Below are 654 nucleotides of genomic sequence, written 5' to 3'. Positions count from 1 at the left end.
TTGGTGGTTTCGGTGCGTTGGGTGCCGGTGAAGGCGAAGGCGATGGTGGAGGTTGCGCCTTGGAAGGTGTTGTCCGCGGTGGTGGGGAAGGCGGTGGTGACTTTGAGGTTGTCGGTTTTGGTGGAGGTCAGTGAGGTGAGGTTGTTCAGGACCTTGTTCGCTGCGATGACGGGGGAGGAGGCCAGGACGGTGGTTTTGGTTCCTGCGCAGGTGTAGGGGGCCGCGGCGCCGGTCCAGGCAACGGAGCAGTTTTCGATGGTCAGTTGCAGTCCGTTCGTCACATCGGTGGTGAGCAGGGATCCGGTGGCTCCGGCGGAGGTGGTGAGGGTGACGTTGTTCAGGTCGGAGTTGCCGGTGTTGGAGAGGGTGACGAGTTTTTCGACTTTGTCGCCGGGGAGCAGTCCTGCGATGGGGACGTTGAGGGTGTTCGCGGCTCCGGGGGCGCCCAGGGCGATGGTGACGGTGCCGGCGGTGACTGCTTGGGAGGCGGAGGTGGAGGAGGTGAAGGCGCCGTAGGTTCCCATGCCGGCGACGGCGGCTGCGGTGCCGACCAGTGCGACGGAGGCGAGGATTTTGCCGGAGGTGGTTTTGAGGCTGATGGCCATGGGGATCAGTGTCCTTTCGGGTGGCCACCGTGAGACCGGCCGGCCTGTT

At 64.7% G+C, this 654-nt stretch carries 1 protein-coding gene; it reads right to left on the bottom strand.

Annotation, left to right across the window (positions count from 1 at the left end; genetic code table 11):
- Positions 1-605, bottom strand: a 605-nt coding sequence (locus PJL15_RS22565) for a TasA family protein (RefSeq protein WP_281453357.1), incomplete at its 3' end; no start/stop codon positions are given.
- Positions 606-654 lie beyond the last annotated feature (49 nt).

The sequence above is a fragment of the Paenarthrobacter nitroguajacolicus genome, from assembly GCF_029952445.1.
In the GTDB taxonomy this organism is placed as follows: domain Bacteria; phylum Actinomycetota; class Actinomycetes; order Actinomycetales; family Micrococcaceae; genus Arthrobacter; species Arthrobacter nitroguajacolicus_B.
Note: the sequence above shows the minus strand (reverse complement) of the source record. Positions and strands in the feature narration are given on the sequence as shown.